Here is a 26,131-nt window from a genome sequence, read left to right on the forward strand (position 1 = left end):
TGTGACGGAACACTCATCCGCCGCCGAAATATCTGCTAATCCGTAGCGATTACAAGCTGGCCTGCAGGACGCGGCGGCACACCTCAGGCGTGACATCGCCGTGCTCACCCAGTTTCACCATGCCGTGGCTTTCCAGACTCGCGATCAGCGGTTCAATGTGCTGCTCGCCAAGGTCGTAGTCGCTCAGGCGGGTTTTCACCCCAAGTGATTCGAAGAAGGCCTCGGTCTTGGCGATGGCGGCCTCGGCTTTGTCCTCGGCACTGCCGTCGCGAATGTTCCACACCCGCTCACCGTACTGGACCAGCTTGTCGAGCTTGGCGGCCTTGCGCTCACGCAGCATGGCCGGCAGCACGATAGCCAGGGTCTGGGCGTGATCCAGGTTATGCAGGGCGGTCAGCTCGTGGCCGAGCATGTGGGTGGCCCAATCCTGGGGTACACCGCTGCCAATCAGGCCGTTCAGGGCCAGGGTAGCGGTCCACATCATGCTTGCCCGAACCTGATAGTTTTCCGGCTCGGCCAGGGTCTGGGGGCCAATTTCGACCAGGGTCTGCAACAGGCCTTCGGCAAAGCGATCCTGGACCGGAGCCTGGGCAGGGTAAGTCAGGTACTGCTCGACCACGTGTACGAATGCGTCAACCACGCCATTGCCAACCTGACGCAGGGGTAAGGTGTAGGTCTTGGTTGGATCCAGTATCGAGAAGGCCGGGAACACGTGATTGCTGTGGAACGGCAGCTTGGCTTTCAAGGACTTGCGGGTAACCACAGCACCCTTGTTCATTTCCGAGCCGGTTGCCGGCAGGGTCAGCACGGAACCGAACGGCAGCGCCCGCTCAATGTTGCGGCCACCCTGGGTCAGAATTTCCCACTCATCGCCTTCGAAAACAGAGGCTGCGGCAACAAACTTGGTGCCGTCGATGACTGAGCCGCCGCCGACAGCCAGCAGGTAATCCACGCCCTGTTCACGTACCTGAGCCACGGCTTCCATCAGGGTTTCGAAGCTCGGGTTCGGCTCGATGCCGCCAAACAGCGTGACCTGGCGCTCGCCCAGGGCTGTGGTTACTTCATCCAGGGTGCCGGTCCGACGTGCGCTTTCACCGCCAAACAACACCAGTACCCGTGCTTCGGCCGGTACCAGCTTGTTCAGATCGGCGATCTTGCCTTCACCGAAAGCAATGTGCGTCGGATTGTAGAAATCGAAACTGTTCATCGGCTGCTGCCCCAGTGTTGTTTCAAAGAGGGCTGCATCCTAGTTTCAATTAGACCGGTCGTCTAGTAGTTATTCCTGCGTATGCTCAAAGCCTTGCAAGACATTGACTGCGTTGACGCCAATGGCCTCGACATCGTAACCGCCCTCCATGGTGAACACTGTGGGCAGGCCCAGTTGGGCGATGCGCTGACCGAGGCTGAGGTAGTCGGAGGATTTCAGCTTGAAAAAGGAGATCGGGTCGTGCTCAAAGGTATCCACGCCCAGGGCGACCACCAACGCGTCCGGCTGGTATTCGGCGATCCGCTGACACGCGGTTTCCAGACCCTGATTCCAGACGCTGTAAGGGGTGCCCGGCGGGTAGACGATGTTGAGGTTGTAACCTTCACCGGCACCTTCCCCGGTTTCATCTTCAAAACCCAGGAAATGCGGGAAGACCAGATCCGGATCGCCATGCAGGCTTAGCGTCAGCACATCCTGGCGCTGGTAGAAGATGGCCTGGGTACCGTTGCCGTGATGGAAATCGACATCGAGAACCGCCACCCGTTCCGCGCCCTGGTCCCGGAAGGCTTGGGCCACAATGGCAGCGTTGTTGAAGAAGCAGTAACCGCCAAACAGATCGGCATGGGCATGGTGCCCGGGTGGCCGGCACAGGGCAAACGCGGCCCGCTCACCACCGGCGACCAGCTTTTGTGCGGTCAGGGCAACGTTGGCCGAGGTGCACGCAGCCTCCCAGGTGCCATCGGAGATCGAGGTTTCGGCGGCAAAACTGTAAAACCCAAGACGGCCGTCGATGTCTTTGGGCACCCGGGCCCGCATTCCCCGTCCGCACCAGACTGCAGGAATAGCCTCGCCCGGCTTGCCGGCGGCCAGCCAGTCTTGCCAGCAGCGTGCCAGGAACTCGACGTAATCGGCGCTATGTACCCGTTTCACGGGCTCGAGGCCAAATTCGTCCGGTTCCAGAACGTCGCCCAGCCCCTGGTCCTGCACCCTTGCCAGGATGGTGTTAGCGCGGGATGGCTTTTCATGGGGCTCGATGAGCAGGCCACCGTCCAGCTCGGTTTTGACCGAGCGGCGGTTATGGAGGGGGGAGAAAACGGTTTTCATGGGCCTCGGCTTCCAGAGTGAATGACCCGGAGACTTTGGCACAGGGCCGGATCACGCTCAAATCTCGCGACCGCTACGCCAATTGCCCCGGGTGCAGGTCACTGCTGACCAGGGACTGGCTGGCCACGCACAGCGCACCACAGATGGCTGCCGCTCGTAGGCAGTCTTGCAGCGTTGCGCCCTCAAGATAGCGGTGCAAGAAGCCACTGAAGAAGGCATCACCGGCGCCGTTGGTGTCGAGCACCTGGCTGGCGGGCATTGCTGCCTGCTCCAGCCACTCGCCAGTCGCAGTCAGCAGGGTGGCGCCTTCGGCACCGTGGGTGCAAACCACCAGCTCTTTACCTTGGTTAATCAGCCGCGCCATGGTCTGGCGATAGTCCGGCAGGTTGTCGCTGGACAGAAAGATCACGCTGGCGGCATCGATGAACGGTTGGTGATGGGGATTGGTGCCGTCGTAATCGTGCAGGTCGGTCCAGATGGGCACGTCCATGGTCTTCAGCCAGGGCAGGGCGGATCGGGTGTAACTGAGGATGTTCACTACAGCCAGCTGGCAGTCATCCGCGAGTTGTTGCATCGGCGCCCAGTCTAGGCTGTCGGGCTCAGCCGGAGGCTGCACGAACAGGGAAATGCGGTTGCCATCGGCTGACATCAGGTTGACGTGTTGTTCGGTCGGCGTGGCAGTCTCGGTAACCAGTAGCTGCAGCCCGGGGTGGGCCAGGGCGTCCTGCACCTGCCGAGCTTCGGCATCTTGGCCGAGCAGGGTGTGGAACACGACCTGATTTCCCAGTGCCGCCAGGTTCAGGCTTTTGCCGGCCCCGGTACTGCCCAGGGTTCGATAGCTGGCGTCTGGCCAGATGGTTTGAGGTTCCGGGGCGGGCAGCGTCGGTAAGTGGATGATGGTGTCCCACGACGCGCCGCCGATGACCACGATGGGTTTGGGCATATCGGTTCTCCTGAACGGGGGATCGACAAAGTCTAGCGCTCCTGGTGCGGGGCGGCTCCTCCCTGTGCCTACTCCCCAGCTCCTGATAGCTGACTCCTGTGCGGAATCCCACAAAACGCTGCCTTTGCTTTTTGGGCCAGGCTCGAGGCCTCTGGGAACCGAAGTCGCGGGTTTGCCGTGGAACAATGACAACAATAACCGTCGTTACCCGGAGACATCTCGTCCATAACGACGCCTCGGAGAATAAAAACATGCGTGGCTACAATTCACTTTTGTCATTGCTCTTGCTTTTCACCCTGACCGGTTGCATCGGTGGTGGTTCCGGCGGTTCGGACGACGCTACGGTTGAGCAGGAAAACCAGAACGACGATTCAGATCACGTTTTGGGAGACTGTGAAATCCCGTTGCCGCCAGAGGTGCGTCAGTACACCTTGGACAGTCCATTACCCAACAGTTTCGATCGGGATCGCACAGACGATACCACCGAGGCTGATATTACCCGGTTCCATGTGGCGGTGATGCTGCCCGAGCGGTGTGCCGAGGATCGCTTCCCGGTGGTTATCGAGAGCCACGGTTACAGTGGCAGTCTGGATTCCGAGATTGACGAAGATGGCTCAGTGGCGGCCGACACGCCCCATTTCCCGGCCATTGATGAACTCTTCGCCACGCTGCCACGCCACGGCTATGTCGGGGTCTCGTTCGATGAGCGCGGCCACGGTAATTCGACTCCGCAAAACGGTGGCGGCTATGCCCGCATCATCGCACCCCGGGCCGAGACCCAGGATGCCCGTTATTTGCTGGACTGGCTCTACGAACAGGCTCCGAGTCTGCATATCGAGCGGCAGGAGGATAGCGGTGTAGCAAGGGATATTAACGCGGGTCTGATCGGTTACAGTTATGGTGGCGGCTACCAGTTTGGCTTGTCGCAGCTGGATGATCGGATCGACACCATCGTACCGAACGGCACCTGGCATAGCCTGCTATACAGTTTGCTGCCTGGCGATGCCGTGAAACGTTCGTTTACTGGCCTGCTCTGTCTGCTGGCTGAAACCGGGAACACCGTTAACACCCCGGCGGTGGCTCGGATGTGCGAGCTGATGGGTCCGGCCAGTCTTCAAGCCAACCTGATTCGGACCCGGGCTGATCTGATCGGCGCCATGGAAGCCGACGGTTACACCGAAGCAGAGGTGGTCGAACTGTTTGATCGTCATACCCGTCACTTGCAGCGCTCGGCCGAGCAAGGTCAGCCCTGGTGTCAGCCGGGCGAGCTTGGTTGTTCGTCCAACGGTGATGCCTTTGTGCCGCGCTCGGTGCCCACCCTGCTACTGCAGCAACCGGGACGTGCTGTTCAACCTGACCGATGCCTATTGGAATTGGGCTTACTTCAAGCGGGCTGCGGGCGAGGGTGTGCCGGTGTCGATTCTGTCTACCGAAGGCGGACACATGAACCCGTTGGCCAATCAGGTCGAGGGCAGTGCCAACTGTGGTGGCCTGATAGGCACCGACCTGATCCTGAGCTGGTTCGATTTTCACCTCAAGGGCGAGGAGTCCGGCGCCTATCGGAGCATTCCATCGGTATGCATTTCCGTGGCTGACACCCAGAACGCGGATAGCGCTGAACCGGCCGGACTGGTGCTTGAAGACTTCCCGGTCGGGTCGCAGCGGGTATCGACCGGTGGCGTCCCGGCTCGAGTGGTCTCGAGCGAGGTGAGCCGACCCGTTGCCGATTCACCACCAACCTTTGTGTCTGTGCATACGGTGACTGGTGATAGCGAGATTCTGGCGGGCATCCCGCGGATTGATGAGGTAACGGTGGCCAACACCGCACTACCCGGTACCGTCACGCCGGTGGCCTATCTCGGTATCGGAATTCAGCGAGGCAGTGAGCTGATCCTGGTGGACGATCAGGTTACGTCGCTGCTGGAAGGTACGCACAGGTCCAACCCCAACATTGGCGAATCGGGTGTGCTGCTGGCCGGTATTGGTGAGCAGCTTCAGCCCGGCGATGAGGTTGGCCTGCTGGTCTATTCCAGCCATGTCCAATACACCGCGGTCAGCAATCCAGCGGCAGCCGACGGTAACAACCGGTTCGATCTGACTCTCAAGGGCCTGGAGTTGCCCATACTGGATCTGTCTCGGCACCCCACTGCGCGCCTGCAATAACCGCGTTTGCGGTTTGTTCATCTGGCGAGCGATGGGCTATGGTTGATAGTCCATCGCTCCCGGAAGAGTATCCAACCATGGACAAGTACCCACGCGACGTCCTGTTCAACGACGGCCCCATCGGCCGCCAAGACTGAGCACCTGCCCGTGCTGTATCCGCTATCCACGCTCACCCTTGGCCCGCTGCTGATTGGTCAGGGCCGGTATGTGCGCCGGGTAACGCCACGGCTGCCGGAACCCGAAGGCGAGCGCCGCGGGCTCACTGGCACTGGGCCGGATCTTAAGTTACTGATTCTGGGCGATTCCGCGGCGGCCGGTGTAGGGGTGGAGCACCAGGACGAAGCCTTGTCAGGGCGTCTGGCCGCGCAGCTCGGCCAACAGTTCCGGCTGCACTGGGCGCTAGAAGCGGAAACCGGACGTACCTCCGGTGACGTGCTGACGGCGTTGGCTCAGGTGCCGGACGACCGCTTTGATGTGGTATTGGTGTCGGTCGGGGTCAACGACGTCACCGGGCGCACCGGCGACCGTCAATGGCTCACGCATCTGGCTGAGCTGTCGGCACAACTTGGTCAGCGATTCGGCGCCCGTCACATTCTGTTCACCGCGATTCCGCCCATGCATTGGTTTCCCGCCTTGCCGCAGCCGTTGCGCTGGTATCTGGGGCTGCGGGCCCGGCAGTTGAATGCTTTGCTGGAAGCCTACTGTGGCGATACCGCCGGTGCCTACTTCTTGTCCGTGACCTATCCTCTGGAGCCGGCTGCGATGGCCGCTGATGGCTTTCATCCAGGCCGGGACGCCTACGGCGTCTGGGCTGAGCACGCGGCTGGAGTTATTTGTGAACTGGCACCCACATCGGCCCGGTAAGACCAGTTTCGCGCATTCCCCGGGCTGACTGCGTGGGTTATCTTGGTTCCATACCTGTCATCACAATAACAAAATGGAATCGAGAGACCGGTCATGAGTACACACCATTTCGATGTTCTGATCGTTGGCGCCGGGGTATCCGGCATTGGCATGGCCTGTCACCTCGGTCAGCAATGCCCGGGCAAATCCTTTGCCATTCTGGAGCGGCGCCAGTCGCTGGGCGGCACCTGGGACCTGTTCCGTTACCCCGGCATTCGGTCCGATTCCGACATGTTCACCTTTGGCTACAACTTCCGACCCTGGGTTGGCGGCAAGGTGCTGGCTGATGGTGCATCGATCAAGAACTACCTGCGCGAGACCGCACAGGCGTTCGATGTTGAGCGTCACATCCGCTATGGCCAGGCGGTCAAAACCGCGGACTGGTCGAGTGTAAACAAGTGCTGGACCCTGACCGTCGATAACGAAGCAACGGGCGAAACCGACACCTACACCGCCGGATTTCTGGTCGGTTGCACCGGCTATTACAACTATGACCACGGTTACCAGCCGGATTTTCCGGGCGAGAGCGACTTTCAGGGCCAGATAGTGCATCCGCAACATTGGCCCGAAGAACTGGACTACGCCGGCAAGAACATTGTGGTGATCGGCAGTGGCGCCACCGCCGTCACCCTGGTGCCCACATTGGCGGAACGGGCGGCTCACGTCACCATGCTGCAGCGTTCGCCAAGCTACCTGATGCCGCTGCCGTCGACCGACAAACTCGCTCTTCTCGTTCAGCGATTACTGCCGGAGACACTGGCCTACAAGCTGATCCGGGCCCGCAACATAGCCATTTCCCGCTTTCTGTACGTGCGCTCGCGCAAAAGTCCCAAGCTGATGCGCCGGTTGTTCCTGCGCATCATCCGGCGTCGGCTCGGTGACAACGCCGACATGCGTCATTTCACCCCGGACTACGATCCCTGGGATCAGCGCCTCTGTGTGGTCAAGGATGGCGATCTGTTCACCGCCCTGAAGGCGGGCAGGGCGTCCATGGCCACCGACCACATAGAGCGCTTTACCGCTGATGGCATCCGTCTGAAGTCGGGTAAAACCCTGTCAGCGGACATCATCGTTCCGGCGACCGGACTGGATATCCAGATGCTCGGAGGCATTCGGCCCCGTGTCGATGGTCAGGATGTGGTGTTAAAGGACAAGGTCATCTACAAGAACGTGATGGTGGAAGGCCTACCCAACGCCGGAATGATTTTCGGTTACACCAATAGTTCCTGGACTCTGAAAGTAGACATTGCCGCCGAGTATCTGTGCCGGCTGATGAATCTGATGGACCAGCGCGGGTATCAGACGGTGGTGGCCCGGGATACCGAGGACAGCCGGAGCGATGCCACGGTGCTGGGTTCCCTCGACGCCGGCTACGTCCGGCGGGCCGCGGACCGATTGCCTCGCCAGGGCACCCATGGCCCTGGAAGGCGTCCCAGAATTATCTCGAAGACGTGAAAATCCTGCGTTTTGACCCGATCGAGGACGGCTACCTGGAATTCGACGGCGTCCGCACCCCCGCCAGGGCGGGAAGGTCTCGCGGTTTCCTGCGGCCCCTGCGCTCCGGATTGTTCGGGTCCTGATATCAGCCGGTGGCTGATCGCCGTCATCCCGGATTCTGGTCTAGTATGGGCGCTGCACTCGACTGATAAGGATACTGGTAATGAATAAGTTAAGAATGCTTGCCGTGGCCCTGCTGACGCTCTGCTTTACCAGCCTGGTGCAGGCTGCAGACGGACTCATTGTGGTCAAGAGTAACCACAGCGTGGCCGCGACCACGGATAAACTGGAGTCGGTGCTGGGCGAAAAGGGGATGACGGTGTTCAACCGCATCGATCATGCCGCCGGAGCCGAATCAGTAGGCAAGCAGCTGCGCCCCACCGAACTGGTCATCTTTGGCAACCCGAAAGTCGGCACCCCGTTGATGCACTGCAGCCAGAGTGTGGCGGCAGATCTGCCGCAGAAAGCATTGGTCTGGGAGGATGAAGGTGGTCAGGTCTGGCTTGGCTACAATGACCCGGCCTACCTGAAGGTCCGTCATGGCCTGGAAGGTTGCGACAAGGTGCTGAACAAGATCAGCAAGGCGCTGGCCAATTTCGCCGAGGCTGCGACCCGCTGACCCCGGTAGTTCGCCAGTTCCTATGCCAGAAACAGTTACCTAAAACATATATTAAAGGTGCTACAGGTGTGTCAGGCTGCCTTTCTTGTTTTTTGGTAACGGTATCTGTTGTATGGCTTCTCGCGGCAAGAAAGCAAATCGCCCCCTCTGGCACCCGTCGTTTTGGGGCTCCTGGTCTCTGGTGTTTGTGCTCTGGTTGCTGTCGTTTCTGCCGATGGCAGCCAAGCAGCGCTTTGGCAGCTGGTTGGGGCGGTTGCTGGCGGGCAAACTGAAATCAAGGGCCAGGGTGGTCGATGCCAACCTGGCGGCCTGCATGCCGGAGCTGAGTAAAGACGCCCGGGCTGAGTTATTGGAAGACACCTTTGTGGCGTCGGCGCGTGGCTTTCTGGAAAGTACCCATGCCTGGTGGCGTGATATGACGCCTTACTGCGCGTCAGCGTCGGTATCCGGTATCGAGCATCTGGAAGAAGCCAAGGCGCGCGGGCAGGGTGTGTTACTGATCGGTGGCCACTACAGCATTTTCGACTTTGCCTTGCCCCTGATTGCCTGTCACCTGGACAAGCCCGGCTACATGTATCGTCCCAATAACAACCCGGTCATTGATCGGATGATTGAACGGGGGCGTCGCCGCCATTTCAATATCCGGCCGTTTACCAAGCGCAAGCTGAGACCGATGCTCTCGTATCTGAAAGAGGGCGGTCAGGTCTGGTTCGCCTGCGACCAGGATTTTGGCAAGAAATCCGAGTTGTTTGCGCCGTTTTTCGGGGTCGATGCCGGCTGCATCACCTCGCCTAGCTACATCGCCCGGGAATCTGGCGCGGCGGTTATCTGTGTCAGTCACCTGCGGATGCCCGACGGCCATTACCGGGTAGCGTTTTCGCCCATCCAGCAAGGCTTTGGCGAAGATCCACAACAGGATGCAGAAACCTGGAATCGCTTCATCGAAGCCACCATCCGTGAGCAGCCAGACCAGTACCTGTGGCTGCACAAGCGCTTCAAGACCCGCCCAGAGGGCGCAGCCAGCATCTACTGAATGCGTCAGAACCAGCCTCTGCAGGCGTCCGCCATAGCGCGGGCCCCTGCTGCAAACACCTATGCTAATTGCCATGGCCTCTGTTAATGTGCCCGCATCCTGCCTCTAGGGATTCCGCAATATCCGGCGTAACGCCGCCATGCGAACTATCCATACGACCTGTCAGAGGACGTCACCCCGTTAACGGCGCGTGACCGTAGTCGTCTTTTTCTCCATGCCTGTGCATGGTATCTGCCCGCATTCGCCGACAACGGTGTTCGTGGAGGCAGAACAATCAAGAGTTGATCCAATATGAGTTTTTCTTCACTCGGTCTGTCCGAGCAGCTGGTCCGTGCCACGTCCGATCAGGGCTACGATACTCCTTCCCCGATTCAGGCCCAGGCCATTCCAGCCGTACTGTCCGGCAAGGACGTGATGGCTGCTGCCCAGACCGGAACCGGCAAAACCGCCGGCTTTACCCTGCCATTGCTGCAGCGGTTGGCTGAAAAGCCCCGCACCGGCAAGGGCCCGCGCGCACTGATCCTGGCCCCGACCCGGGAGCTGGCGGCGCAGGTGCACGACAGCGTAAATCTTTACAGCAAGTACATTCCGACCAAGGCCGCGGTGGTCTTCGGTGGCGTGAAAATCAATCCCCAGATGATGAAGCTGCGTAAGGGTCTGGACGTTCTGGTGGCCACTCCAGGTCGCCTGATGGACCTTTACCAGCAGAACGCCGTGCGTTTCGACGAAGTCGAGATTCTGGTTCTGGACGAAGCCGACCGCATGCTCGACATGGGCTTCATCCGCGACATCCGCAAGATCCTTGCGCTTTTACCGGCCAAGCGTCAGAACCTGTTGTTCTCCGCGACCTTCTCCAACGAGATTCGTACCCTGGCTCAAGGCCTGCTGGACAATCCCGTTCAGGTAGAAGTGGCGGCTCGTAACACCGCGGCGGAGAGCATCAAACAGTCAGTTTATCCCGTCGATCAGAGCCAGAAGACTGCCTTGCTGAGCAAGCTGGTGCGGGACAATGCGTGGGAGCAAGTGCTGGTCTTTACCCGCACCAAGCACGGCGCGAACCGCCTGACCCAGAAGCTGGAGCGCGATGGCATCACCGCCGCGGCGATCCATGGCAACAAATCCCAGGGTGCCCGCACCCGCGCACTGGCTGAGTTCAAGCAGGGTGACATCCGGGTTCTGGTGGCGACTGATATCGCCGCCCGTGGCCTGGACATCAAACAGCTACCGCAGGTAGTGAACTTTGAGCTGCCGAACGTGCCGGAAGATTACGTGCACCGGATTGGCCGCACCGGCCGTGCCGGCGAGAGTGGTCATGCGTTGTCGCTGGTCAGTGCCGACGAAGGCAAGATGTTGGCGGGTATCGAAAAACTGATCAAGAAGCAGTTGCCACGCAAGCAGGTGGATGGCTTCGAGCCGACCAACAATCTGCCGCTGAAGCCGAAGGCCAAAGCCGACCCGAGCAAGGCGCGTGGCCGCAATGGCAATGGTGGCGGTAACGGCAAGCCAGGTGGCAAACCGCGCAGTTTCGGCGCCAAGCCGGGTGGTCGTAGCGGTGGTCGCAGTCAGAACGGTGGTGGCGGTCAGCGCAGCCGCGGAGCACGTCAGGACGCCTAGATAGCTCTCTGGCAAGCTGATTAGCAGTCTGATCAATAAGCAGGCACCAGGATGGTGCCTGCGGTCAGGCGGTGTTTTTCTTGTGCCCGGGCCGTGAGGCTTCCGGCACAAACACATCCCGTAAGGACAATGGCTTACCTTCCGCATTTTGCACCTCCACCGGCGGAATCGGTTGGCCGGTAGCCCGGTCTCGAAGATCCAAAGGCACTTCATCAGGTGCAGGATTCCACTTATCTCCCCATTGGCGTAACGCTACCACCACCGGTAACAAGTCCCGGCCTTTCTCTGTCAGGCGGTACTCGAACCGCGATCCGTGCTCACCCACGTCGACCTTGCTCAACACCTGGTTGTCCACCAGCCGGGCCAGGCGATCACAGAGAATGTTCTTGGCAATGCCTAGCTCCTGCTGAAAATCGACAAAGCGCCGGGTGCCGTACATGGCGTGCAGCACAATCAGCAGCGACCACCAGTCCCCCACCTCATTAAGGGCGCGGGCGACGGAGCAATTGGAATCATCAAAACGTTTTCTAGCCATGTCAGGGAGTGTACCGAATAGGGTTGCATGTTAAAACCAAATTGAATAGGGTTGCTTTACGAAACCAAATTGATGAGGTCGCGACCGATGTTGTCGAGGCCTCGTTCACGTACGCCAAAGTGCGAGGAGTGTTATCCGATGTCCATGAATCTTGGTCCGCTGTTCCAACCGTTTGAGCTTCATAACCTGAAGCTGCGTAACCGTGTGGCGATGGCGCCCATGACCCGTAATTTCTCGCCGGGTAATGTCCCGAACGAGGACGTCGTCAGCTATTACCGTCGTCGTGCGGAAAACGGCGTTGGTCTGCTGATTACTGAAGGCACCACCGTTAATCATTCTGGTGCCAATGGCTATCCGAACGTGCCGGCGTTCCACGGCGATGCTGCCCTGCAAGGCTGGAAAGATGTTGTTGATGCCGTGCACGAGGCTGGCGGTGCGATCTTCCCACAGCTGTGGCACGTGGGTGCCGTGCGCAAGGAAGGCATTGAGCCGGATCCATCGGTACCGGGATATAGCCCGTCCGGACTTTTTGCCCCGGGCAAGCCCAATGGCAAGGCCATGACCAAGGATGACATCGACGACGTTATCACCGCCTTTGCCGATGCCGCCCAGGATGCCAAGGCGCTGGGTTTTGACGGCGTTGAGATCCACGGTGCCCACGGCTACCTGCTGGACCAGTTCCTGTGGGAAGGCACCAACCAGCGTGATGACGAATACGGCGGCAGCATGGAAAACCGCCTGCGCTTTGTGGTCGAGATTGTTGAAGCGGTGCGTCACCGGGTTGGACCGGAATACCCGATCATGCTGCGCTTCTCCCAGTGGAAGCAGCAGGATTACGAGGCCCGCCTGGTGAACAGCCCGGAAGAACTGGATGCCTTCCTGCAGCCGCTGGTTGAAGCCGGTGTGGATATCTTCCACGCCTCCACCCGTCGGTTCTGGGAGCCTGAATTCGAGGGTTCTGATCTGAACTTGGCCGGCTGGACCCAGAAGCTGACTGGCAAGCCGACCATGTCCGTGGGCAGTGTTGGCCTGACCGAGGACTTCATCAGCGGCACCTTTGCCAGCAAGAAGGAAGCGGTCGAGCAGTCCGGTATTGATGAACTGGTTGAGCGCATGAACAACAAGGAGTTCGAGCTGATCGCCGTTGGCCGTGCCCTGCTGCAGGATCCGGAATGGCTGGTGAAAGTTCGGGAAGGTCGGATTGGTGAAGTAGAGGCCTTCGCCAAGAAGTCCCTGACCAAGCTGTACTAAGCGTTCAGATCCGAAGAGCCCCGGTTGTCCGGGGCTTTTTTGTGTCCGCCTGATACCAACCTGTCCGATTCGTAATCGCGCTCAGTGATAGATCTTCTATGATGTGAACGTACTCATCATCAGAAGTATCACCGGAAGCATTAATTAAGGGGATTTGAGGATGTTCAGTTCAGCTGTATTGAAGATCACTGCCCTGGTGGCGGTGCTGACCCTGGCCGGTTGCGCCACGGTAGGCCGGGATTTCGCGACTCACAATGTAGAAGACATCACTGTCGGTGAGACCACCCGGTCCGACATTCAGGAATTATTTGGTGAGCCCTGGCGCACCGGCGTTGAAGATGGCAAGCGCACCTGGACTTACGGTAAATATCGCTGGTCGGCCTTTGGCGACGCGGAAACCACCGACCTGGTGGTGCGGTTCAATGCCGATGGCACCGTGTCTTCGTATGTGTATAACACCACCGAGTAATTCCGCGGTGAAAGGGTGCCCGGCCCGTCCAGGCACCCGGATTCCTGCTCGCTAGCCGCGCAAACTACTGACCAGCTTGTCGATACTCTCCTTGGCGTCGCCAAACAGCATGTTGGTGTTGTCCTTGAAGAACAGCGGATTTTCCACGCCGGAGTAACCGGTGGCCATGCCCCGCTTCAGCACCACCACCCGGTGCGCTTTCCACACCTCCAGTACAGGCATACCGGCAATCGGGCTGCCTGGATCTTCCGCCGCTGCCGGGTTCACCGTGTCGTTGGCGCCGATCACCAGTACTACATCGGTGTCCGGGAAATCGTCGTTGATTTCGTCCATCTCCAACACGATGTCGTAGGGCACGTGGGCCTCGGCCAACAGCACGTTCATGTGGCCGGGCAGGCGACCGGCTACCGGATGAATGCCAAACCGCACGTTCACGCCGCGCTCGCGCAGCAGTTTGGTCATGTCACTGACCCCACTCTGAGCCTGGGCCACAGCCATGCCGTAACCGGGCACGATGATTACCGAGTCGGCGTTGCGCAGCTCCTCACAAACCTCATCGATCGTTGTTTCATGCACCGCCTGGTCCGGATCGGCGGCCGCTGAGCTGCTGCTGGTCTGGCCGAAGCCGCCCAGAATCACGCTGATGAACGAGCGGTTCATGGCCTTGCACATGATGTAGCTGAGGATCGCACCGCTGCTGCCGACCAGGGCCCCGGTCACGATCAGCAGGTCGTTACCGAGCATGAAGCCGATGGAGCCGCGGCCCAGCCGGAGTAGCTGTTGAGCATGGACACCACGACCGGCATATCGGCGCCGCCAATGGCCATGATCAGATGAATACCCAGTACCGAGGCGATGAGGGTCATCAGCACCAGGCGACCAGCCCCAGGGCCAGGCTGTCGGTGCCCAGGAACCAGGCACCCAGGAACACCGAGACGATCACGGCGACCAGGTTCATGGCGTGCCGGCCGGGCAGGGTCAGGGCCTTGCTGTCGATGCGGCCATCGAGCTTGCCGCAGGCGACCAGAGAGCCGGTGAAGGTAATGGCCCCGATGAAGACGCCGACGAACACCTCGACCAGTTTAATGGTGTGTTCGGTGCCGACGGTTACCTTGAGCGGTTCGATATAACCGGCGAAACCGACAAACACCGCCGCCAGACCGACGAAGCTGTGTAGCAACGCCACCAGCTGTGGCATCTGGGTCATTTCCACCTTGTTGGCGATGGCAATGCCAACACTGGCACCAAGCAACACCGCGATAACAATGGTGATGAGACTGCCCTCACTGACACTGGCCATGGTGGCGATCAGCGCAATGATGATACCGGCGACCCCGTATAGGTTGCCGCGCCGGGCCGATTCCTGATGGCTCAGACCACCGAGGCTGAGGATGAACAACACGCTGGCGACCACGTAGGCCACGCTGACGAGTCCTGTGCCCATGGGGTGCGTCTCCTATTTCCGGAACATTTTGAGCATGCGATGGGTAACCCGAAAGCCACCACCCACGTTGATGCTGGCGATCAGCACCGCGACGAACGCCATGATGCCCACCGCGATATTCTCGGCCTGGGCCAGGTGCAAGATGGCCCCGATCACAATGATGCCGCTGATCGCGTTGGTGACGCTCATCAGGGGGGTATGCAGTGAGGGCGTGACGTTCCAGATCACCTGCCAGCCGATGAAGCAGGCCAGCACGAACACCGTGAAGTGGCTCAGGAAACTCTCCGGAGCGTGGGCGCCGACGCCGTACAAAGCGGCTACAGTCACCAGCAGTAGCGCGCTCTTGCCAATCAGGCTGCGCCGGGCCGAGTCCTTGCGGGCTGCCTCCTTCTCCGCCGCCGAGGGTTCCTCGGTGCCAGGGGCCGGTTGCGGGCTGACGGGCGCTTGGGGTTGTGGTGGCGGCCAGGTAACGTCGTTGCCATGGACTACGGTGAGGCCGCGGATGACATCGTCGTCCATGTCCACCTGCGGCGTGCCGTCTTTTTCCGGCGTCAGTTCGGTCAGCAGGTGGAACAGGTTAGTGGCGTACAGATCACTGGCAACCTTGGCCATCCGGCTGGGCAGGTCGGTGTAACCAATCAGGGTAACACCGTGTTTTTCCACAATCTGGCCCGGTTCGGTCAGCTCACAATTGCCGCCGCGCTCGGAAGCCAGGTCGACAATGACACTGCCCGGTTTCATGGATTTGACCATGTCGGCGGTAATCAGCCGGGGTGCCGGCTTGCCTGGAATCAGGGCGGTGGTGATGATGATGTCCACCTCTTTGGCCTGTTCCGCGAATAGCGCCATCTCGGCCTTGATGAACTCGTCGCTCATCTGTTTGGCGTAACCGCCCGCGCCGCTGCCTTCTTCCTCGCCAAAGTCCAGCTGCAGGAACTCGGCGCCCATACTTTCGATCTGTTCCTTTACCTCCAGCCGGGTATCGAAGGCCCGAACGATGGCACCCATGCTGTTGGCGGCGCCTACGGCGGCGAGGCCGGCGACACCGGCACCAATCACCATGACCTTGGCGGGCGGCACCTTACCAGCGGCTGTCACCTGTCCGGTAAAGAACCGGCCGAAATTGTTGGCGGCCTCGATGACTGCGCGATAGCCGGCAATGTTGGCCATGGCGCTGAGTGCATCCATCTTCTGGGCCCGGCTGATCCGGGGCAGGCTGTCGATGGCGAAGGCGGTGATGTTACGGGCTGCCAGCTTTTCCAGAAGCTCAGGATTCTGGGCTGGCCAAAGGTAGCTGACCAGAAAACTGCCCTCCCGCATGAGGTCTACCTCATGAGCACCCAGGGCCGGGTTCTCCATGGGCGCCCGCACCTTCAGGATGAAGTCAGATTCCTGCCACAGGGATTTGGTATCGACGGCGATGCTGGCGCCCACCGCCTCGTAGGCTTCATCCCGGTAGTGGGCCGCCTCACCGGCTCCCGCTTCCACGATGACCTCATAGCCCAGGTCGATCAGCTTATGTGCCGAGGGCGGCGTAACCGCGACCCGCCGTTCGTCAGTAAAAATCTCTTTGGGAATGCCCAGTTTCATAGCGCGTGCGTCCTCCGGTTGAACCGATGAAGCAAGTGTCTGATATACAGACTAGTTCAAGCTGGAGAACCTGCTTAATTAGACGAGGGCAGAGTATAGAGTGCAGAGATTTATTTTTTATCGCCGGCCAAGGTGTCCAGCTCGGCTCGGGTCAGGTGCTCGATTATGGCACCCCGGAACTGACGGTTGATAAATCGCTCCGTTTCCAGCTGGATACGCTCCCGCTGTGCCGGCTGGTCGATGTAATCCATGGCCCGAAACAAGATATAGCGAATGGTCATGGTGGAGATTTCGTGAATGGTGTGAGGTTCAACACCGCTAACCAGTTGCCGGTCGATGATGTCCTCGCCCATCTCCCGAGCGCTGGCATCCAGCTGGTTTTCCAATGCCCGGCGTAACAGCGGTGACGGACCATGCAGCTCGCGCACGGCAACGGTTGTGGCCGCCGGGTTGGCAAGAAAGTAGTGGTACACAAACGTCACGGTATCGTGAACCGCTTGCTCCGAGGTCTCCGCGGTGCGCCGTAACTCCCGTACTCCCGACTTCATGTCTTCGGCAATATAGCTGAGTACCTGTAACCCGAACTCATCCAGATTCTGGAAATGCCTATAGAACGTATTCGGATTCAAACTCGCCTCCCGGGCCAGCTCCCGCAAGCCCAGTGACGTCAGGCTGCGGCTCTGGGTGATCAGTCGCAGGGCGGCCTGGATTAGCTTTAGTTTTCCACCGGTTAGTACGCTCATTTTGTCCTCGATTTAGGCGAAAGGGCAGGGTGGGCCGAGCTTCCGAAAACCGCTGCGAGTACGTCCATGTACGCTTGCTTTCCGCCATCCATGGCTCCAAGCATTTTCAGAAGCTCGGCCCACCCTGCCCACCAAGTCTGGCGGGGTAATTGGGAGATCGTTTCCGAAACTGTGCGTAGCCATGGATGGCGGAGCTCAAGCGTCACAGGGACGTGCTTGAGCGGGTTTCGGAAACGATCTCCCGATTGCCCCTACTCTCAGGTTGGTTGAGAGGGACAAAAATCAGTCGTTCCAGGCCAACACCGCCAAAACGGAGCCTACAAAGTATACAGCTGTCTACGTCTCTAGGTATACATGTGTATACCCGTTGAATTTCGACGCTACCGACAACAAAAGCCACGGCCACCAGGGCCGCAGAGAGACGAGGTTGCCATGAGTCACAACACCAAGATCGCCATCATCGGTACCGGCTTTTCCGGCCTGGGTATGGGCATCAAGCTTAAGGAAGCGGGCTACCACGATTTCGTCATCCTGGAGCAGAGCGACGACATTGGTGGCACCTGGCACGAGAACCACTATCCCGGCTGTGCCTGCGACGTGCAGTCGGCGCTGTATTCGTTTTCGTTCGAGCAGAACCCGAACTGGAGCCGGCGATTTGCCCAGCAGCCCGAAATTCAGCCTACCTGAAACACTGCGCAGAAAAATACGGCCTGATGAAGCACATTCGTTTTAATACCCATGTGGCTGGCGCCCGATACGATGAGGCGCGGGCCAGCTGGACGGTAGAAACCTGTGACAGCCCCAAACTCTGGGCGTACATGCAGGAGCGAGGGGTGAAACCGGGTGACAAGCTGGATCGAAGCGACGAGGCGTTGCCCGAGTTCCAAAGCTTCAGGGCGGATATCGTGGTGTCCGGCATGGGTGGTCTGAGCACACCGGCTTATCCCGACATCAAGGGGCTTGAATCCTTCACCGGCAAGAGCTTCCACTCCCAGGATTGGGACCACGGCTACGATCTGCGAGGCAAGCGGGTAGCCGTGATCGGCACCGGTGCCTCCTCCATCCAGTTTGTGCCGGAAGTGGCCAAGCGCGCGGCCCGCCTGGATCTTTACCAGCGCACGCCGCCCTGGATCATGCCCAAACCGGACCGGGCCACCAGGTGGTGGGAAAACGCCTTATTTCGCCGCCTACCTCAAACACTGAACGCCTATCGCCAGAGTATCTATTGGCTGTTGGAGGGCCGGGTGCTGGGGTTTGTGGGTAACCCCCAGATTCTGAAATTGGGTGAGCTTCAGGCCCGCCGGCACATCCGCAACCAGATTAGCGACCCGGTGCTGCGCAAGAAGGTGACACCAGAGTTTCATTTTGGCTGCAAACGAGTGCTGATTTCCAACAACTACTACCCCGCGCTGACTCGCGACAACGTGAATGTGTTGACCGACGGCATCCGTCAGGTGCGGGGCAACATCATTGTGGATAATACCGGCCGCGAGCGGGAAGTGGATTGCCTGATATACGGTACCGGCTTCAAGGCCCAGGATCCGATTCCTGCGGGGATGATCTTCGGGCGTGATGGCCAGGACTTGCTGGATGCCTGGCAGGAGGGCGCGGAAGCCTACAAAGGCAGTGTGATCGCCGGCTTTCCCAATTTCTTCATGTTGATGGGGCCCAACACCGGCCTTGGGCACAGCTCCATGGTGTATATGATCGAGAGCCAGATCCAGTATGTGTTGGATGCGATCCGGCAAATGGACCATAACGGCTGGAAGAGTGTAGAGGTTAAGGCGCAGGCCCAGAGCCACTACAACGCCCGTATCCATTCCAAGCTGAGTGGTTCGGTGTGGCACACCGGCTGTCAGAGCTGGTATGTCAACGAAAATGGCAAGAACACCACGCTCTGGCCCGGATTTACCTGGCAGTTCCGACAGCAAACCCGCCAGTTCGATGCCCGGCGGTACCATTGTGAGGCTGGTATCGTGGCAGTCGGCGACGCCGCTGCCGCAATCTGAGCCCGGGCCGGGCTAGAGCGAGGTAAACCTTCGGGCGACGGGTTTAAGCGACGAGCGTCCCGCCGTCCACCGCCAGGCATTGCCCGGTGATGTGGCGACCGGCCTCAGAGGCCATCAGCACCGCCGCACCCTTGAGGTCTTCCTCGCCGCCGAAGCGGTTAAGCGGGATGCGTTGCAGCATGCTGTCGCCCTGAGCTTCAAGCAGGCCCTGGGACATTTTCGAGGGAAAGAAGCCGGGGCACAACGCGTTCACGTTGATGTTATAGCGGCCCCATTCCGACGCCAGCGCCCGGGTGAAGTTCACCATGGCACCCTTGCTGGTGTTGTAGGCGATGGTCTGCATGCCTTCCGGGTTGCCGGACAGGCCGGCGATGGAGGCAATGTTGATGACCTTGCCGGTCTTGCGCGGAATCATGCAGCGCTTGCCCACGGTCTGGGTCAGGAAGAAGCTGGCATTCACGTTCAGGTTCATTACCTTCATCCAGCCTTCGGCCGGGTAGTCTTCGGCGGGCGCGCCCCAGGTGGCGCCGGCGTTGTTGACCAGGATATCGATATCACCCAGTTGTTCGACCACCTGATCGACTACTGCGGGGATGCCTTCAAGGTTGCCCAGATCGGCGGCGATGGTAACCACTTTCACGCCCAGGCCTTCCAGGTGCTCCTTGGCGGCATCCAGTTCGTGCTGCTTGCGGGCACTGATGGCGACGCTGGCGCCGAGTTCGCCCAGGGCTTCGGCCATTTGCAGGCCCAGGCCGCGGGAGCCACCGGTAATAAAGGCGACCTTGTCGGTCAGGTCCAGTAACTGTTTTACGCTCATCTTCAGTTCCTTTTGGTAATCAGTTAATCCGATGCTGCCGGAATCAGGCGCTGGCGGCCAGCAGGCCGTCGCTGACTTGTGCCAGATGATGGTCGGCGTCGCCGAACAGCAGGTTGATCAGGGTCAGGCGCTTGAACAGGTGCGCCGCAAACATTTCGTCGGTCACGCCCATGCCGCCGTGCAGCTGCACGCCTTCCTGCCCTACATAGCGAGTGGCCTGGCCGACCAGGGTCTTGGCCATGGACAGGGCTTCCCGGCGCTGCGCGCGCTGGTCAGAGTCGGCTTCGGTGGCGGCCAGGATGGCCATGGATCTGGCCTGTTCGGTCTGGATAAACATATCCGCCATGCGGTGCTGCAGCACCTGGAATTTGCCAATGGCCACGCCAAACTGCTTGCGGGTTTTGATGTACTCCAGGGTGGCGGCGTTCATGGCTTCCATGGCGCCCACAGCTTCGGCGCACAGGGCTGCAATGCCCAGGTCCACGGCTTTCTCGATGGCCGGGAAGGCATTATCGAGGCGGCCAACCAGCTGGCTGGCGGTAACCGCGACATTGTTGAACTGGATCTCGGCCGTGCGGTGGCCGTCGTGGGTGGCGAAGTCGTTGATGGTTACGCCTTCGGCTGCGGTATCGACCAGGAACAGGGATAGACCTTGCTCGTCGCCACTGGCACCGCTGGTGCGAGCAGAAACAATCAGCTGCTGGGCCTGGCCACCGCTGAGGACCGCGGTCTTGGCGCCGCTGATCCGGTATTGGTCGTCGTTCGCCTCGGCCTTGGTGTTGACCTGGCTCAGGTTATAGCGGGCACCGGGTTCGCTGTGGGCGAACGCCATTAGCCGTTCGCCACTGGCAATGGCGGGCAGAATCTCGGCTTTCTGGGCCTCGCTGCCCTGGTCGCGGATCAGGCCGCCGGCCAGCACCACGGTGGCCAGGTATGGCTCGACCACCAGGCCGCGGCCGAAGTTTTCCATCACCACCATGGTGTCCACGGCGTTGCCACCGAGGCCGTCGTAGTCCTCGGGAAAGCTAAACCCGAGCAGCCCCATTTCGGCCAGTGCAGCCAGGTGGCGGGATCGGTGCCCTTGCTCGATGCGATCACTTCAGCGCGCCGTTCGAACCCCAGTTCGTTGGTGACAAAGCGGCGCAGGGAATCGTTCAGCATCTGCTGTTCTTCGGTCAAATCAAAATTCATAACGTTTCTCTCCAAGCTGCCGGATGGATCACAGCCCCAGTACGAGCTGGGCAATGATGTTGCGCTGGATCTCGTTGGAGCCGCCAAAGATCGAGAGTTTGCGCATGTTGAAGTAGTCGCCGGCGGCGGGGGTGGCGTCAACGGAGCCGACCCGGGGCCGGTGTAGTCCAGCTCGAGAGCATCAGGAATATGGGCAATGGCATCCTGTCCGGTGGCTTCCATCAGCATTTCAAACAGACGCTGGCCAATCTCGGAGCCGCGTATTTTCAGGATCGAGCCTGAGGGCCGGGGCCGCGTTTGTCGGTCAGCACTCGCAGCACGGTCAGTTCCAGGGCCCGGAGCTCGGTATCCAGCTGGGCCAGGCGGTCGCGGAAACGGGTGTTTTCGATCAGTGGCCGCTGACCGTCCTGTTCTTCCCGGGCCACTTCTTTCAGACGCTTCATCAGCGCTTTCCACTGACCAACGTTGGCCAGGCCGGTGCGCTCGTGCCCGAGCAGGAACTTGGCGTAGGTCCAGCTTGGTTTTCCTCGCCGATCAGGTTTTCAGCTGGCACTTTGACGTTGTCGAAATAGACTTCGTTAATCTCGTGTTCGCCATCGAGCATGATAATTGGGCGCACTTCGATACCGGGGTTGTTCATGTCGATCAGCAGGAAGGAAATACCCTGCTGCGGCTTGCCCTCGGTGCTGGTGCGTACCAGGCAGAAGATCCAATCGGCGTGCTGGCCCAGGGTGGTCCAGGTTTTCTGGCCGTTGACCACGTAATGGTCGCCTTCGAGCTTGGCGCTGGTGCGCAGAGAAGCGAGATCTGAGCCGGAACCCGGCTCGGAATAGCCTTGGCACCACCAGTCTTCACCACTGAGAATGCCGGGCAGGAAGCGTTCTTTTTGCTCTTCATTGCCAAAGGTCATGATGACCGGCGCGACCATGCGCAGGCCAAAATCGAGCTGGCGGGGGGCGCCGGCGAGGGCACACTCCTCTTCGAAGATCAGCTGTTCGATCGGGCTCCAGCCGGGGCCGCCGAATTCTTGCGGCCAGGTGGACGCACCCCAGCCTTTGTCGAACAGGATTTTCTGCCAGCGCTGGGTCATGGCCTTGTCGGGGCGCAGGCTTTTCTGCACCCGCTCGCGGATGTCGGCGGGCAGGTTGTCTTCAAGAAACTGGCGAACGTCGGCGCGGAATGCCTCTTGTTCCGGGGTGTAGTTTAGATCCATGGAACACCTCTTTTGGTGGTTGAGGTAGATGGTTTTTGGCCGTTAGTGAAGTGTGTGATTTCGTGTCATCGAATTCGGGTGGTTGCGCTGGGCGGGCAAACTCTTCCGAAACACGCTCCTTCGGCCCATCCCTGGGGCGCTTGGGCTCCGCCATCCATGGCTCCGCACAGTTTCGGAAGAGTCCGCCCGCCCAGCGCCCAGAATCTGTTATGGCCTATATCCCTTACAGATTCTGGTAGTGACCACTCGGACTTCGACACGTTTCTTGTCCGCCACTCCGAAAACTCTGGGCGGCTGGCAGGTAGAGGGTGCCAAAACCGTGCGGAGCCATGGATGGCGGAGCTCGAGCGTCACATGGACGTGCCGAAGGAGCGAGTTTTGGCACCCCCTACCTGCTAGGCGCTACCCCAGAAGCTTCAGGCAACCTCGAACAGACCTGCGGCGCCCATGCCAGTGCCCACACACATGGTTACTACAACGTATTTCACACCGCGACGCTTGCCTTCGATCAGGGCGTGGCCGACCAGGCGCGAGCCGGTGGTGCCATAGGGGTGGCCGACCGCAATGGCGCCGCCGTTCACGTTCAGGCGGTCCATCGGGATGCCGAGCTTGCGCTGGCAGTAGAGCACCTGCACGGCAAAGGCTTCGTTCAGTTCCCACAGGCCGATGTCGTCGACGGTCAGACCAGCGCGCTTGAGCAGTTTCGGTACCGCGAAGACCGGGCCGATGCCCATTTCGTCGGGCTCACAGCCCGCCACGGCAAAGCCGCGGAAGATGCCCAGCGAGGCGGCGCCGCGTTGTTCGGCCACTTTGCTGTCCATCAGCACGCAGGCAGAGGCGCCGTCGGAGAACTGGCTGGCGTTGCCGGCGGTGACTACGCCGCCTTCCATGGCCGAGCGAATCTTGCTCACGCCATCCAGGTTGGTGCCCGGGCGGATGCCTTCGTCCTGGCTGATAGTGACTTCCTGGCTGCTGAGCTGGCCGGTGGCCTTGTCGGCAACGCCCATGGTGGTGGTGATGGGTACGATTTCGTCGTCGAACTTGCCGTCTTCGCGGGCCTGGGTGGCCAGCTGCTGGCTGCGCACGCCGTACTCGTCCATGTCTTCTTTCTTGATGCCGTAGCGCTTGGCCACCGTCTCAGCGGTGTCCAGCATGGACCAGTACAGCTCGGGCTTGTTCTTCGCCAGCCAGGGTTCCATGAAGTAGTTCTGGTTCACGTTGGCCTGCACGGTGGAGATGGATTCCACGCCGCCGGCGACCATGACCGGGACTTTATCCACAGCAATGTGGTGCGCGGCCATGGCGATGGCCTGCAGGCCGGATGAACAGAAGCGGTTGATGGTGGCGCCGCCAACGGTAACGGGCAGGCCGGCACGGATTGCGCCCATGCGAGCGACATCGTTACCGGTGGAGCCTTCGGGCAGGGCGCAGCCCATCAGTATGTCTTCGATTTCGTTCGGGTCGACTTTGGAGCGCTCAACCGCGTGCTGGATGGCGTGGCCGGCCAAAGTGGCACCGTGGGTCATGTTCAGGCCGCCGCGCCAGGATTTGGCCAGGGGCGTACGGGCGGTGGATACGATGACAACATCATTGGACATAACAATTCTCCTCAGCTCGGAGCGGCGGCCTTTCAATAAGGGATGCGCCGCGCCGGATCAATTCGTGGACCGGTTACTTGGCGTCAAAACCCTTGCCTTCTTCGGCGCGCTTGGCCAGCAGGGCCGCGGGCTCCCAGAAACCAGGCTGGGTGTGACGGTCTTCGGTGAAGGCCTGCATGGCGCGAACCACGTTCGGCAGTCCCACTTCCTCGGCGTAATGCATGGGGCCACCGCGGAACACCGGGAAGCCGTAACCGGTCAGGTAGACCATGTCGATGTCGGAGGCGCGCTGGGCGATGCCTTCGTCCAGGATCTGGGCACCCTCGTTAACCAGGGCGTAGACGCAGCGCTCGACGATTTCCTGATTGCTGATCTTGCGTGGGGTAATGCCCAGCTCGGCGCGAACTTCGTCCACCACCTTGTCCACTTCCGGATCGTGCAGGGCGTTGCGGTTGCCCGGCTCGTAACGGTAGAAGCCAGCACCGGTCTTCTGGCCGTAGCGGCCCATTTCACACAGGCGGTCGGCCACGACCATCTTCACCATGTTCGGGTTTTCCTCGTACTGGCGTTTGCGGATGGCCCAGCCGATGTCGCCGCCGGCCAGGTCGGCCATGCGCAGCGGGCCCATGGCAAATCCAAATTTTTCGATGGCCTTGTCGATCTGTTGCACGCTGGCGCCTTCTTCCAGCATCAGCAGGGCTTCGCGCTGGTACTGGTTGATCATTCGGTTGCCAATAAAACCGTCGCACACACCCGAGACCACGGCGGTCTTCTTGATCGCCTTGGCCAGTTTCATGGCGGTGGCCAGTACGTCTTTAGCGGTTTTCTCGCCACGTACTACTTCCAACAGCTTCATGATGTTGGCCGGGCTGAAGAAGTGCAGGCCGATGACGTCTTCCGGACGCTTGGTGAAGCTGGCGATCTTGTCGAGATCCAGGGTGGAGGTGTTCGAGGCCAGAATGGCGCCTTGCTTGCAGACCTCGTCCAGCTTCTCGAACACGGACTGCTTTACGCCCATTTCCTCGAACACCGCCTCGATCACCAGGTCCACATTGCTCAGGTCGTCATAGGTCAGCGATGGTGTCAGCAGTGCCATCTTGGCCTTGGCGTCGTCCTCGCTCATGCGGCCTTTCTTGACCCGGCTTCATAGACTTTCTGGATCGCGGCCACACCCCGGTCCAGGCCTTCCTGCTTCATCTCCACCAGGGTGACCGGAATACCGGCGTTCAGGAAGTTGATGCTGATGCCAGTGCCCATGGTGCCGCCACCGATCACGCCCACCGATTTGATATCGCGGATCGGGGTGTCTGATGGCACGTCGGCGATCTTGCTGGTCAGGCGCTCGGAGAAAAACGCGTGACGCAGGGCACGCGATTCCGGCGTCTGCATCAGATTCAGGAAGGCTTCCCGTTCCACTTGCATGCCTTTGTCGAAAGGCATGGTCACTGCGGCTTTAACCGCATCAACACACTTCAGCGGGGCCGGGTAGTTCTTGGCCATGGCACCCACGGTGTTGCGGGTGAACATGAAGAAGCCTTCCGGGTTGGGGTGCTTGGCTTTCAGATCACGTACTTTTTTCAGCGGCAGGTTTTCGCTTACCACCTTGGTGGCGTAGGCAACAGCGGCGTCGAACAGTTCGCTGTCGATGATCTCGTCAAACAGCGGGCTGCCCTTGAACTGCTTGGCCGGAACCACGCTGCCGGAGACGATCATATTCACGGCATGCTCGGCGCCGATCAGGCGCGGCAGACGCTGGGTGCCACCGGCGCCCGGCAGCAGGCCCAGCTTCACTTCCGGCAGGGCAATCTGGCGTCCGGCTTGGCAATGCGGAAGTGGCAACCCAGCGCCAGTTCCAGGCCACCGCCCATGCAGGCGCCGCTGATGGCGGCGATCACTGGCTTGCGGCTGCTTTCCACATAGTTGATGACGGTGTTGAGATTCGGCTCGGCCGTGGCCTTGTCGGTGCCAAACTCACTGATGTCGGCACCGCCGGAGAAGGCACGGTCGGAGCCGATCAACACCACAGCTTTCACGGCGTCATCGGATTCCGCCTGACGGATGCCATTAACAATGCCCTGGCGCAATGCCAGGCCCAGGCCGTTTACCGGCGGATTATCGAGTCGGATTACGGCGACATTGCCGTGCACATCATAATGGGCGGTACTCATGTGGCAGCTCCCTGGTACAG

The 26,131-nt window shown here is 60.2% G+C and carries 18 protein-coding genes and 5 pseudogenes; 10 read left to right on the top strand and 13 right to left on the bottom strand.

Features of this window, described 5'->3' with window-relative positions; all coding sequences use genetic code 11:
* Window positions 1-49 precede the first annotated feature (49 nt).
* From AU14_RS17285 to AU14_RS17295, 3 genes are all read right to left on the bottom strand, one after another.
* Window positions 50-1,207, bottom strand: coding sequence for an iron-containing alcohol dehydrogenase (locus tag AU14_RS17285; protein WP_041342964.1), 1,158 nt, complete (start codon window positions 1,205-1,207; stop codon window positions 50-52).
* A 69-nt stretch (window positions 1,208-1,276) separates the two neighbouring features.
* Window positions 1,277-2,311: a histone deacetylase family protein gene (locus tag AU14_RS17290; protein WP_041342967.1), complete on the bottom strand. Its 1,035-nt coding sequence runs from the start codon at window positions 2,309-2,311 to the stop codon at window positions 1,277-1,279.
* A 73-nt stretch (window positions 2,312-2,384) separates the two neighbouring features.
* Complete coding sequence (locus AU14_RS17295) at window positions 2,385-3,254, bottom strand: carbohydrate kinase family protein (RefSeq protein ID WP_041342970.1); 870 nt, start codon at window positions 3,252-3,254, stop codon at window positions 2,385-2,387.
* A gap of 251 nt (window positions 3,255-3,505) precedes the next feature.
* Between AU14_RS17295 and AU14_RS17300 the strand changes: the two genes are divergently transcribed.
* From AU14_RS17300 to AU14_RS17330, 7 genes and pseudogenes are all read left to right on the top strand, one after another.
* Window positions 3,506-4,849 (top strand): CocE/NonD family hydrolase, encoded by a 1,344-nt coding sequence (locus AU14_RS17300; RefSeq protein WP_041342973.1) that lies wholly within the window; start codon window positions 3,506-3,508, stop codon window positions 4,847-4,849.
* Window positions 4,842-5,417: a hypothetical protein gene (locus AU14_RS17305; protein ID WP_041342976.1), complete on the top strand. Its 576-nt coding sequence runs from the start codon at window positions 4,842-4,844 to the stop codon at window positions 5,415-5,417. The genes AU14_RS17300 and AU14_RS17305 overlap by 8 nt, the downstream gene beginning before the upstream one ends.
* Before the next feature lie 147 nt (window positions 5,418-5,564).
* Window positions 5,565-6,281, top strand: a complete 717-nt coding sequence (locus AU14_RS17310) for an SGNH/GDSL hydrolase family protein (RefSeq protein WP_041342981.1) — start codon at window positions 5,565-5,567, stop codon at window positions 6,279-6,281.
* Between the two features lie 93 nt (window positions 6,282-6,374).
* Window positions 6,375-7,900, top strand: a pseudogene (locus AU14_RS17315) (flavin-containing monooxygenase).
* 80 nt (window positions 7,901-7,980) lie between these two features.
* Complete coding sequence (locus AU14_RS17320) at window positions 7,981-8,436, top strand: DUF302 domain-containing protein (RefSeq protein ID WP_041342984.1); 456 nt, start codon at window positions 7,981-7,983, stop codon at window positions 8,434-8,436.
* A gap of 112 nt (window positions 8,437-8,548) precedes the next feature.
* Window positions 8,549-9,469 carry a lysophospholipid acyltransferase family protein gene (locus AU14_RS17325; RefSeq protein WP_041342987.1) on the top strand — a complete coding sequence of 307 codons (921 nt, stop codon included), beginning with the start codon at window positions 8,549-8,551 and terminating at the stop codon, window positions 9,467-9,469.
* A 291-nt stretch (window positions 9,470-9,760) separates the two neighbouring features.
* Complete coding sequence (locus AU14_RS17330; protein ID WP_041342990.1) at window positions 9,761-11,083, top strand: DEAD/DEAH box helicase; 1,323 nt, start codon at window positions 9,761-9,763, stop codon at window positions 11,081-11,083.
* 64 nt (window positions 11,084-11,147) lie between these two features.
* On the opposite strand, the gene AU14_RS17335 is transcribed toward AU14_RS17330, so the two are convergent.
* Window positions 11,148-11,618 carry a winged helix-turn-helix transcriptional regulator gene (locus AU14_RS17335; protein WP_041342993.1) on the bottom strand — a complete coding sequence of 157 codons (471 nt, stop codon included), beginning with the start codon at window positions 11,616-11,618 and terminating at the stop codon, window positions 11,148-11,150.
* Between the two features lie 138 nt (window positions 11,619-11,756).
* Here AU14_RS17335 and AU14_RS17340 point away from each other — a divergent pair, with 138 nt between their 5' ends.
* Both AU14_RS17340 and bamE read left to right on the top strand, forming a co-directional pair.
* On the top strand, window positions 11,757-12,869 hold the full coding sequence (locus tag AU14_RS17340) for an NADH:flavin oxidoreductase (RefSeq protein ID WP_041342996.1): 1,113 nt from the start codon (window positions 11,757-11,759) through the stop codon (window positions 12,867-12,869).
* Window positions 12,870-13,029: 160 nt separating this feature from the next.
* Window positions 13,030-13,338, top strand: a complete 309-nt coding sequence (gene bamE, locus AU14_RS17345) for an outer membrane protein assembly factor BamE domain-containing protein (protein WP_041342999.1) — start codon at window positions 13,030-13,032, stop codon at window positions 13,336-13,338.
* A 51-nt stretch (window positions 13,339-13,389) separates the two neighbouring features.
* Here the strand turns inward: bamE and pntB are convergent.
* The 3 genes and pseudogenes from pntB to AU14_RS17360 all read right to left on the bottom strand — a co-directional run bounded on the left by pntB (window position 13,390) and on the right by AU14_RS17360 (window position 17,115).
* A pseudogene (gene pntB / locus AU14_RS17350) lies at window positions 13,390-14,782 on the bottom strand (Re/Si-specific NAD(P)(+) transhydrogenase subunit beta).
* Between the two features lie 12 nt (window positions 14,783-14,794).
* Entirely contained in the window at window positions 14,795-16,372 is a 1,578-nt protein-coding gene (locus AU14_RS17355) for a Re/Si-specific NAD(P)(+) transhydrogenase subunit alpha (RefSeq protein ID WP_041343002.1), read from the bottom strand.
* Between the two features lie 110 nt (window positions 16,373-16,482).
* Window positions 16,483-17,115, bottom strand: coding sequence for a TetR family transcriptional regulator (locus tag AU14_RS17360; protein ID WP_041343005.1), 633 nt, complete (start codon window positions 17,113-17,115; stop codon window positions 16,483-16,485).
* 432 nt (window positions 17,116-17,547) lie between these two features.
* On the opposite strand from AU14_RS17360, the pseudogene AU14_RS17365 reads away from it, so the two are divergent.
* Window positions 17,548-19,124, top strand: a pseudogene (locus AU14_RS17365) (flavin-containing monooxygenase).
* A gap of 43 nt (window positions 19,125-19,167) precedes the next feature.
* Here the strand turns inward: AU14_RS17365 and AU14_RS17370 are convergent.
* From AU14_RS17370 to AU14_RS17390, 6 genes and pseudogenes are all read right to left on the bottom strand, one after another.
* Window positions 19,168-19,941 (bottom strand): SDR family oxidoreductase, encoded by a 774-nt coding sequence (locus AU14_RS17370; RefSeq protein WP_041343008.1) that lies wholly within the window; start codon window positions 19,939-19,941, stop codon window positions 19,168-19,170.
* A gap of 43 nt (window positions 19,942-19,984) precedes the next feature.
* Window positions 19,985-20,986, bottom strand: coding sequence for an acyl-CoA dehydrogenase family protein (locus AU14_RS17375; protein ID WP_236744179.1), 1,002 nt, complete (start codon window positions 20,984-20,986; stop codon window positions 19,985-19,987).
* On the bottom strand, window positions 20,911-21,132 hold the full coding sequence (locus AU14_RS22310) for a hypothetical protein (RefSeq protein WP_236744180.1): 222 nt from the start codon (window positions 21,130-21,132) through the stop codon (window positions 20,911-20,913). Before AU14_RS22310 ends, AU14_RS17375 begins: the two co-directional genes overlap by 76 nt.
* 28 nt (window positions 21,133-21,160) lie before the next feature.
* Window positions 21,161-22,345 (bottom strand): annotated as a pseudogene (locus AU14_RS17380) (acyl-CoA dehydrogenase family protein).
* 416 nt (window positions 22,346-22,761) lie between these two features.
* The gene (locus AU14_RS17385) at window positions 22,762-23,943 is read right to left on the bottom strand and encodes an acetyl-CoA C-acyltransferase (RefSeq protein WP_041343010.1); all 1,182 of its coding nucleotides are present in this window, start codon (window positions 23,941-23,943) and stop codon (window positions 22,762-22,764) included.
* Between the two features lie 73 nt (window positions 23,944-24,016).
* A pseudogene (locus AU14_RS17390) lies at window positions 24,017-26,111 on the bottom strand (3-hydroxyacyl-CoA dehydrogenase NAD-binding domain-containing protein).
* Window positions 26,112-26,131: the final 20 nt, after the last annotated feature.

Source organism: Marinobacter similis, assembly GCF_000830985.1.
Taxonomy (GTDB): domain Bacteria; phylum Pseudomonadota; class Gammaproteobacteria; order Pseudomonadales; family Oleiphilaceae; genus Marinobacter; species Marinobacter similis.